Origin of the sequence: Synechococcus sp. F70.1 (genome assembly GCF_047502745.1) — a bacterium.
Lineage (GTDB): Bacteria > Cyanobacteriota > Cyanobacteriia > Thermostichales > Thermostichaceae > Thermostichus.
This window is the reverse complement of sequence record NZ_JANSJL010000011.1, coordinates 1-9,163: the sequence shown is the minus strand read 5'-3', so window position 1 is coordinate 9,163 and position 9,163 is coordinate 1. Positions and strand designations below refer to the sequence as shown.

The window sequence follows — 9,163 nt, the reverse complement described above, 5'->3', positions numbered from 1 at the left end:
GGTCATGCCACAAAGTGGCTGATTGTCCAGTGAATCAAGGACTAGAGGAGAGCCCTCGCCCTGGGATCCATTGAGGAAGTTGGAGGGGGCGCCGGGAAGCTAGGGGTTGCAAAAGGGGCACTGAGCCGGATCTGCCCAGGTCTCTGCCACAGGCTCGGTGTGGGTGTGGGAACAGCGGGCACAGCCATAGATCCATGCCTTGGTCACAGGGGTGGGAGCACCACACTGGCCGCAGGGCAAGCCTGCCAGGGGGCGGATGCGCCAGTAGCCGGGAGTGCCGCAGGCTGGGCAAAGGCTTTGGGCTTTGGCAATGAGGTTTTGGGTGGCTGCCGCGATGACCTGCAGGCGGGTTGGGTTGTACAGGGCCCGCATGTCGGTTTCCAGGTGCAGCCCCTGCTGCCGGGCCAGCAGCTCCTCCACCACCTGCCTCAGGGTTGCTTCGTCTTGGATCCCTTTGTGGATAACTTGGGGGTTTTCCGGCTGGTCGAGGGCGATCAGGGCATGCTCGGGGAAACCGACTTTTTGGGCAAAGTCAAGCGCTTCCGCAAAACTTTGCACCCAGCGATGGCTGAAATTGGTTTGGGTACTTTCTGCATAGCCCACCAGCTCCAAGGGATCCGCGCCGGATTCAAAAACCTTGAGCATGACCCATTCCTGGTTCCAAGGAATCCAAGGGATCTGGGGATGGGGGCCGAAGGATCCCTCGCTGGCCAAAACCAAGGGGGCAGGGTAAGCTTGGCGGGCTCTCTCGATCTTTAGACGTAGGGTGTGGAGGGGATCCCCTGGCCGGGGGCGCTCCCGCGAGAAGGTGCCGAATTGGTCGGTGTCTAGAGGTATCACCTGCACCTGGATCCCCAGATGCTCGGCCAAGAGAGGGGCAATCACCTCCTCTTTGCGATGCAGGGTTGCCAAGTAGGCAATCCGACCCTTCCAGTCCATAGAGGTGCTGCAAAAAGCCTACAGCTTTTGTCCTCGGGCCAGTCGAGATGGCTCAAACTAGGGGGCTGGGTTTTGCCGCCAAGCCCAAGTGGGCGACGGCCTCGGCCAAAGCGGCCTCTCGGCTTTCCACAAACCGCTCCGCCGGCAGGGGCAAACGTAGGCTTTCCAGGCGCTGCCGGATGCGGCCTCTGGCGCCGACGATCCACACCTGTTTGCCGCGATCTAGGGCCTCGCGAATGGCATTTTCCAGGGAGAGGGTCGCCGAAACCCCCAGCATTGGCACATCCGATAGGTCCACCACCAAAGCCTGGCAGGAGGCTACCGCCTGATATTGGCGGGAAATGGCCTGGGAAACCCCGAAGATCATCGGGCCGCTCAAGTAAAACAACAGCACCTGGCCGCGGCCCTGGCGCAGCAATTCCTTTTCCCGCGGGGTGAGGTCTACAGCATCGTCCGCATCGGTAATGGCTTTCACCTCTTCCGACTGAAGCTCGCTCAGGCGCTGGATGGTGAGCAAGTTGGCCACGAACACCCCCACTCCCACGGCGGCGATGAGATCCACAAATACGGTCATGAACATCACCCCGTACATAATGGCTGCCCCTTTGAGGGAGAGGCGGTGGGCCCGCTTGAGGAAGCTCCAGTCGAGGATATCCACCCCCACCTTAAAGGCGATCCCTGCCAGCACGGCCATCGGGATCCCTTGGGTCAGGGGAGCGGCAAACAGCACCACCATCAGCAGGATTAACGCTCGGGTAATGCCGGCTAGAGGGGTACGTCCGCCCGACTGGATGTTCACCACTGTGCCCATGGTGGCGCCGGCCCCCGGCAAGCCCCCCAGGAAGCCAGAGACCAGGTTGGCAATTCCCTGCCCAATCAGCTCTTGGTCAGAGTCGTGGCGGGTGCGCGTGAGGTTGTCGGCAATCACCGCCGTCAAGAGGGTATCGATGCAGCCCAGCATGCCCAGCACCACCCCGTCCAACACCAGGCTGGCCAAGGCAGCAAAGGGCAGCTGCGGCCATTGCACCTGCGGCAAGCCAGTGGGGATGGGGCCAATGCGCCGCAAATCCCAATCCGCCATGAACAAGCTGGCCACCAACGTTCCCAGCACCAGGGCCACCAACTGGGGCGGCACCGCCCGCCGCCAAGGCTTGGGATAGCCAAAAAGGATTGCCAGCGTTAGCAGACCTAACCCCAGTTCCGGCACCTTGAGGTTGAGCAGGTAGGTCGGCAGGTTCCGCACGGCCCCAATGACTCCCCCCTGGCTGGCGTGGCCCAACAGCGGCGGGATCTGCAGCAAAATCATGATCCAGCCAATCCCCGACATAAAGCCGGAGATAACGCTATAGGGCATGAGGGTAATGTATTTGCCCAGCTTCAGGGATCCAAACAAGATCTGAAACAGCCCCCCCAGCATGACCACCGTGAAGGCCGGCGCCAGCCCCTGCTCGGGATAGCGGGCGGTAACCTTGGCAATGACTGCTGTCATCATCACCGTCATCGGCCCGGTGGGCTCGGAGATGAGGGTGGGGGTACCGCCGAACAGGGCCGCAAAAAAGCCCACACACACCGCTCCGTACAAACCTGCCACTGGCCCCGCCCCGGAAGCCACTCCAAAGGCTAGGGCCATCGGCAAGGACACAATTGCCGTCGTCAGGCCACCGAAGAGATCCCCGCGCCAGTTTTCTAGACTTAGACGCTGACGCCAGCCCCTTAGAAGATTGCCTCCGCCAGCCTGTACCATACCTTGCCACTCTCAACGCTATAGGCAGCCTATCATTGAGGGTTACCCTAAGGCTAAGTTAGAGAATAGACTTTTATCTATGAACTTCTTCAGGGATCCCCGAGTAGCCCCGGCGGGAAGCTCCTCACAAGGCCGATGGTAGACTGAGACTAGGGCTACCTTGCCTGCGTCAAGCTAACTGGCATTCTTCCCACCCCATGAGCGACAACGAGTTGGCCGCGCGCATCATCTCCACTGACCTGCAGCGGGAGATGACGCAGTCCTACCTGGAATACGCCATGAGCGTTATTGTCGGGAGGGCTTTGCCGGACGCGCGGGATGGCCTCAAGCCGGTGCATCGTCGCATCCTCTATGCCATGTACGAGTTGGGCCTGACGGCGGATCGGCCCTTTCGCAAGTGCGCTCGGGTGGTGGGGGATGTAATTGGAAAATACCATCCCCACGGGGATCAGGCAGTTTACGAGGCCCTGGTGCGCATGGCCCAGGACTTCTCCATGCGGGAGCGCCTGGTGGATGGGCACGGCAACTTCGGCTCCATTGACAACGATCCGCCAGCGGCCATGCGCTACACCGAGTGCCGCCTCACGGCCTTTGCCCAGGAAGCCCTGCTGCAGGACCTCGACGCTAACACCGTTGACTTTGTCGACAACTACGACGGATCCCAGCAAGAGCCGCTGGTGCTGCCGGCTCGGATCCCGCAGTTGCTGCTGAACGGCTCTTCCGGTATTGCCGTGGGCATGGCCACCAACATTCCCCCCCACAACCTGGGAGAGCTGGTGGACGGCCTGATTGCCCTCATCGAAAACCCCAACCTGAGCAGCCTGGAGTTAATGCAGTGGATCCCTGGGCCAGATTTTCCCACGGGCGGGCTGATCCTGGGCCAGGAGGGCATCCGCGAAGCCTACGCCACCGGGCACGGCTCCATCACGCTGCGCGGCGTGGCCACCATCGAAACCCTCGAGCAGCCGGGCCGGCCGGCGCGGGAGGCCATTGTCATCACCGAGCTGCCCTACCAGACCAACAAGGCAGCCATGATTGAAAAAATTGCCGAGTTGGTCAATGAGAAAAAACTGGAGGGCATTGCCGACATCCGCGACGAGAGCGACCGCAGGGGCATGCGGGTAGTCATTGAGCTGAAGCGGGATGCCCAGCCCCAGGTGGTGCTCAACAACCTCTACAAACAGACCCCCCTGCAGACTAGCTTTGGGGTCAACATGCTGGCCATCCTCAACGGCAGGCCCTGCACCTTGACGTTGCGGGACGCGCTCCAGACTTTTCTGGACTTTCGGGTAGAGCTCATCGAGCGGCGCACCCGCTACGAGCTGCAGAAAGCCGAGGAGCGAGCTCACCTGCTCCAGGGGTACCTTGTGGCTTTGGGGCAGCTGGATCGGGTCATTGCTCTCATTCGGGAAGCGGCTGATCCTGCCACCGCCCGCGCCGAGCTGCAGAGCCAACTGGGGCTAAGTGAAGTGCAGGCCGAAGGCATCCTCCAAATGCAACTGCGCCGGCTCACGGCCCTGGAAGCCGAGAAGATCCAGGCCGAGCACGAGGACTTGCTGCGGCAAATTGCCGATTTGCGGGACATTCTCACGCGGCGGGAACGGGTGATGCAGATTATCCGCGAGGAGCTGTTGCAGCTCAAAGCCCGCTTTGGGAGCCCGCGCCGCTCCCGCTTTTGCCTGGAGGACGGTGAGCTGGAGGTGGCCGATCTCATCGAAAACCGCGAGATGGTCATCTTCCTCACGGAACAGGGCTACATCAAGCGCATGGACCTCGAAGAGTTTCGGGTGCAAGGACGAGCTACCCGCGGCAAGGCTGGCGCCCGCATCAAAGAAGACGATGCCATTGCCCAATTTTTTGCCTGTTGCAGCCACGACACCCTTCTCTTTTTCACCAATCAGGGGGTGGCCTATACTCTGCCCGCCTACCAGATCCCCCAAGGGAGCCGCACCGCCCGCGGCACTGCCATTGTCCAGTTGCTGCCGCTGAGCCGGGAAGAGCGGGTTACCTCGATGGTGCCCGTGGGCGAGTTTAGTGAGGACGAATACCTGGTGATGCTCACGCGTAGGGGCTACATCAAAAAAACGGCCCTCAGCGCCTTTGCCAACGTTCGCTCCAATGGCCTGATTGCCATTTCTCTTGAAGAAGGTGACGAGTTGTGCTGGGTGCGCCGTGCCCGCCCGGCTGACGACGTGGTCATGGCAACTCGCCAGGGCATGGGTATTCGCTTCCGGGCTGACGACGAGCAACTGCGTCCCCTGGGGCGGCCAGCTCGCGGTGTGCGGGCCATCACCCTCAACGCCGGCGACGCCATCGTCAGCATGGATATTCTCTCTGCCGAGGCGGTGAGGGCTGCTGAGCAAGAGGGAGAGCGGCTTGCCAATCCCTGGGTGCTGGTCATCACCAAGGAAGGTCGGGGCAAGCGCTTGGCCATTGACCATTTCCGCCAGCAAAACCGTGGCGGCAAGGGGGTGATCGCCACCAAGTTCCGCCAGGCGTCGGATGAGCTAGCGGCCCTGCGCATCGTCAATGCCGAGGACGAGATCCTCTTGGTCACTGCCAGGGGCATGGTCATGCGCCAGCTGGCCAAGGCCATTCCTGCCCAGTCCCGCGAGGCAACGGGTGTGCTGGTGCAGCGCCTGGATCCCGAGGACAACATCGTCGGGGTAACAGTGGTGCCGGCCTCATTTGTCGGGGATCCCTCGCCCTAGAGCTCCGGCTGCTCTTAGGTACGGCATTTGCCGCCTCAAAAGGGTGGGATCCCGTACCGAAGGCGGCAAGGCGTAGGTGGTAAGCTGGGCGTAGCCCAAATTGGGGGAGCGGCAAGAGCCTGACGGATCAGGCAGGCCACCCCGTTGGGCTTTAGTTGCTGTGTTTGGGGAGCTTGGTAACTCCATGTCCAGCCCAATCAACTTCATTCCTGGCTTTGAGGCTGTGCCAACGCCTAGCCCCAACAACCGGCTCTGGCAATACCTGCAGGCGCAGGATCCCAGCGTTTTTCAGGATATTGCCCGCAATTCTTCTCCAGAAGTGCTAGAGATCTTGGGCTATAACATCCGCAGCCTGCTGGGCAGTCTGCCGTCCGACCAATTTGGCGTTCAAATCGTTACCAACCGTGAGAGTTTGGCAAAGATGCTCTCTGGGGCGATGATGGGGGGCTATTTTCTACGGGTGATGGAGCAGCGCCTGGCCCTGGAGCAGTCTTTGGGCAACTCACCTGCTGCCATCGACGCCTCCCAGGCCTCCAGCGCGGATCAACCTTCGCCGGCAGAAGGCGAAAGTACTCAGTAGCCGGGGGCTAGGCTTTGTCGGCCTGCAGCTCAGTCCACCCTCTGGTGCCACCAAGGACAGTCAAGGCATCCCAGCTCAGCCGCCCGCTGCGGCGAATTTTAGTCTGCCCGGATAGCTTCAAGGGATCCCTGACGGCTAAGGCCGCCGCAGAGAGCATTTCCCGGGGCCTCCGCCAGGTCTTGCCCGAGGCAGAGGTGGAGCTGCTCCCCTTAGCCGATGGGGGAGAGGGCACGCTGGAGGTATGGCTAGCGGCGTTAGGAGGCGAGAAGAAAGGCCTATGGGTTACTGGCCCCCTAGGGGATCCCGTCTGGGCCGAGTACGGGGTGGCAGGGAAGCGGACGCTGCTGGAAATAGCCCAGGTGGCGGGCCTGACCTTGCTACCCCCCGAGCGGCGGGATCCTACCCGCACCACCACCTACGGTCTGGGGGAGCTGGTGCGGGTTGCCTGTCGGGAGCCCGTTGCCGAGATCTGGATAGGGCTGGGGGGATCTGCCACCGTGGATGCAGGAGCAGGCATGGCCCAGGCCTTGGGCTATCGCCTCTTGGATGAAGCGGGGGATTCCCTGGCCTGGGGCGGGGGAGAGTTGGCCCGGCTGGCACGCATCGAGCCACCTGAGCAGCCGGTCTGGCGGGGCAAGCGCATCCGCGGCCTCTGCGACGTGCAAAATCCCCTCACCGGCCCGCTGGGGGCAGCCGCCGTCTTTGCCCCCCAGAAGGGAGCCACCCCCCGGCAGGTGCAGCAATTGGAGCAAGCGCTGCAGCGTTGGGCTGAAGTGGTCAAGCGCGACCTGGGTCGAGCGGTGGAGGGGATCCCTGGTGCTGGCGCTGCCGGTGGGTTAGGAGCAGGGCTGGTGGCCTTTTTGGGGGCCACCCTGGAGTCCGGGATCCAGCTTTTGGCTCAGCAGTTGAACCTGGCGGAGCGCATCCGTCGCTCTGATCTCGTGGTCACCGGCGAGGGCCGCTTTGACGAACAGAGCACCATGGGCAAAGTGGTAGGGGTGGTGCTGCAGCAGGCTAGGGCAGCCCAGAAGCCCCTCTTGATTCTCTGTGGCCAGGCCTCCCTTGCCGCCCGCACCGACTTGGCAGTCGAGTCCCACCCCATCCGGGTAGGCGCTCTCTGTGACTGGATCCCGGATGTGGCCGCAGCCCAGCGCCAGGCCAGCCATTACCTAGAGCAGCTGGCTGCTCAAGAGTTGCGGGCCTTTTGCCAGCTATAATGCTTGAATCGTAACTCTAGGAAGCCATGGCCAGAATTGAGTTTTCTCCCGGCATTGAGGAAGTACCCACCCAGGTACGGCTGCTGAAATCCAAAACTGGCAGCCGGGGATCTGCCATTTTTCGCTTCGAGGAGTTGAAGACAGATACGCAAAACATCCTCGGCATGCGGATGATTGACGAAGAGGGGGAGCTAACTACCCGCAACATCACGGCCAAGTTCCTCAACGGGGAATTCAAAGCCCTGGAGGTAGTCTACGACATGGAAACCGAAGCCGAGTGGGAGCGCTTCCTGCGCTTTATGGAGCGCTTCTCGGCAACTCACCAGATGGGCAGGGCCTAGATTCTGCTGGGCTGGTGTTGGGCCTTGGATCCCCTCGCCTCTTCAACCGAGGGCTGCGGTAGCGGGGGGCGGCGCTTGTGCCAGTCAGTGCTCCGCTCGTAGGCATAGGCCACCCGCAGCACCTTGCTCTCTTGCAAGACGTTGCCGATGATCTGCAGGCCAATGGGCAGGCCGTCGGCAAAGCCACAGGGCAAGCTCAGCGCTGGCAAGCCCGCCAAATTGACGGGGATTGTCATCAGGTCGCACAGGTACATGCTCAAAGGATCCGCCCGCTCCCCCGCTTTGAAGGCCGGCGTGGGGGTGGTGGGGCTGACCAATACGTCCACCTTCTCAAAAGCCTTGAGGAAATCCTGCTTGATTAGGGTGCGCACCTTTTGAGCTTTTAGGTAATAGGCGTCGTAGTAGCCGGCTGAGAGGGCATAGGTGCCAAGCATAATGCGCCGCTTCACCTCCGGCCCAAAGCCACGGGCGCGCGTCTTGCCATACATAGCCAAGAGGGAGTCGGCAGGCTCCCGCAGGCCGTACTTGACCCCGTCGTAGCGGGCCAGATTGGAAGAAGCTTCCGAAGGGGCAATGATGTAATAGGTAGCCAGGCCATAGCGAAAGCTAGGACAGTCGATCTCCAGGATCTCGGCCCCCAGCTCCTCTAGGTGTTGGATGGCCGCTTGCACGGCAGCGCGGGTCTCTTCCCCACACCCTTCTCCCAGCAGGTCGCGGATGACTCCAATCTTGAAGCCTTTGATCTCGGGGATCAGGGCCTGGCTATAGTCCGGGATCTCCACCCTAAGGCTAGTGGAGTCCAGAGGGTCGTGGCCGGCAATCCCCTGCAGCAGCAGGGCCACATCCTCCACCGTGCGCCCAAAGGGCCCCACCTGATCCAGAGACGAGGCAAAGGCCACTAGCCCATAGCGGGAGACCAGCCCATAGGTAGGCTTGAGGCCGACCACGCCACAAAAAGCTGCCGGCTGGCGGATCGATCCCCCCGTATCGGACCCCAAGGCCACCACCGCTTGGTCTGCCGCCACCGCTGCTGCCGACCCCCCCGAGGATCCCCCCGGCACCCGCGTCAGATCCCAGGGGTTGGCCGTGCGCTGAAAGGCCGAGTTTTCCGTGGAGCTGCCCATGGCAAACTCGTCCAGATTGGTCTTGCCCACCATCACCATGCCGGCTGCTGCCAGCCGCGCCGTCACCGTCGACTCGTAGGGTGGAATGAACCCCTCCAGGATCCTGGAAGCGCAGGTGGTGCGGATCCCTTGGGTACAGAGGTTGTCCTTGACAGCCAAGGGGATCCCGGCCAAAGGGCCGATCTCCTCCCCGGCGCGGATGCGGGCGTCCACGGCTCTAGCTTGTTGCAGGGCCAGCTCCTCCGTGACGGTAATGAAGCTCTTAAGCTGCGGCTCCAGTTGGTGCAGGCGATCTAGGTATTCGCGGGCAATCTCCTCGGCAGAGCGCTCTTTGGCTACCAACTGGCGGTGGAGGGTGCGGATGACAGACATAGACCAACTTGCAAGGAAGGGCAAATGCCAATTGGAGGGCTTGGGCTACCGCCGTTCCAAAAAGTCGCGGCGCAGATCCCGGATCTCTTGCCGCATCTCTCTCATCTCTTTCGCCATCTCGTCAGTGCGGCGCTC

At 62.0% G+C, this 9,163-nt stretch carries 7 protein-coding genes; 4 read left to right on the top strand and 3 right to left on the bottom strand.

Going from position 1 to position 9,163, the window contains the following annotated elements:
• Positions 1-99: 99 nt before the first annotated feature.
• Both NW860_RS00550 and NW860_RS00545 read right to left on the bottom strand, forming a co-directional pair.
• Complete coding sequence (locus NW860_RS00550) at positions 100-939, bottom strand: DUF6671 family protein (protein ID WP_414395913.1); 840 nt, start codon at positions 937-939, stop codon at positions 100-102.
• 52 nt (positions 940-991) lie between these two features.
• A complete protein-coding gene (locus NW860_RS00545; RefSeq protein WP_414511907.1) occupies positions 992-2,683 on the bottom strand; it encodes a SulP family inorganic anion transporter in 1,692 nt (563 codons plus the stop codon).
• 197 nt (positions 2,684-2,880) lie between these two features.
• Between NW860_RS00545 and gyrA the strand changes: the two genes are divergently transcribed.
• The 4 genes from gyrA (at position 2,881) to psb28 (ending at position 7,532) form a co-directional block, all read left to right on the top strand.
• Positions 2,881-5,394, top strand: a complete 2,514-nt coding sequence (gyrA, locus tag NW860_RS00540) for a DNA gyrase subunit A (RefSeq protein WP_414511906.1) — start codon at positions 2,881-2,883, stop codon at positions 5,392-5,394.
• Between the two features lie 184 nt (positions 5,395-5,578).
• Positions 5,579-5,974: a DUF760 domain-containing protein gene (locus NW860_RS00535; RefSeq protein ID WP_414511905.1), complete on the top strand. Its 396-nt coding sequence runs from the start codon at positions 5,579-5,581 to the stop codon at positions 5,972-5,974.
• 44 nt (positions 5,975-6,018) lie between these two features.
• Positions 6,019-7,191 carry a glycerate kinase gene (locus NW860_RS00530; RefSeq protein WP_414511904.1) on the top strand — a complete coding sequence of 391 codons (1,173 nt, stop codon included), beginning with the start codon at positions 6,019-6,021 and terminating at the stop codon, positions 7,189-7,191.
• 26 nt (positions 7,192-7,217) lie between these two features.
• On the top strand, positions 7,218-7,532 hold the full coding sequence (gene psb28 / locus NW860_RS00525; RefSeq protein WP_414395904.1) for a photosystem II reaction center protein Psb28: 315 nt from the start codon (positions 7,218-7,220) through the stop codon (positions 7,530-7,532).
• Here the strand turns inward: psb28 and gatA are convergent.
• Positions 7,529-9,028 carry an Asp-tRNA(Asn)/Glu-tRNA(Gln) amidotransferase subunit GatA gene (gene gatA / locus NW860_RS00520; protein WP_414511903.1) on the bottom strand — a complete coding sequence of 500 codons (1,500 nt, stop codon included), beginning with the start codon at positions 9,026-9,028 and terminating at the stop codon, positions 7,529-7,531. The two genes, psb28 and gatA, sit on opposite strands and share 4 nt — an antisense overlap.
• Positions 9,029-9,163 lie beyond the last annotated feature (135 nt).

Bases quoted from the DNA above. Each gene is read 5' to 3' on its own strand.
- psb28 (WP_414395904.1), top strand. From the start codon at position 7,218: ATGGCCAGAATTGAGTTTTCTCCCGGCATTGAGGAAGTACCCACCCAG.
- gatA (WP_414511903.1), bottom strand. From the start codon at position 9,028: ATGTCTGTCATCCGCACCCTCCACCGCCAGTTGGTAGCCAAAGAGCGC.
- NW860_RS00535 (WP_414511905.1), top strand. From the start codon at position 5,579: ATGTCCAGCCCAATCAACTTCATTCCTGGCTTTGAGGCTGTGCCAACG.
- NW860_RS00545 (WP_414511907.1), bottom strand. From the start codon at position 2,683: ATGGTACAGGCTGGCGGAGGCAATCTTCTAAGGGGCTGGCGTCAGCGT.
- gyrA (WP_414511906.1), top strand. From the start codon at position 2,881: ATGAGCGACAACGAGTTGGCCGCGCGCATCATCTCCACTGACCTGCAG.
- NW860_RS00550 (WP_414395913.1), bottom strand. From the start codon at position 939: ATGGACTGGAAGGGTCGGATTGCCTACTTGGCAACCCTGCATCGCAAA.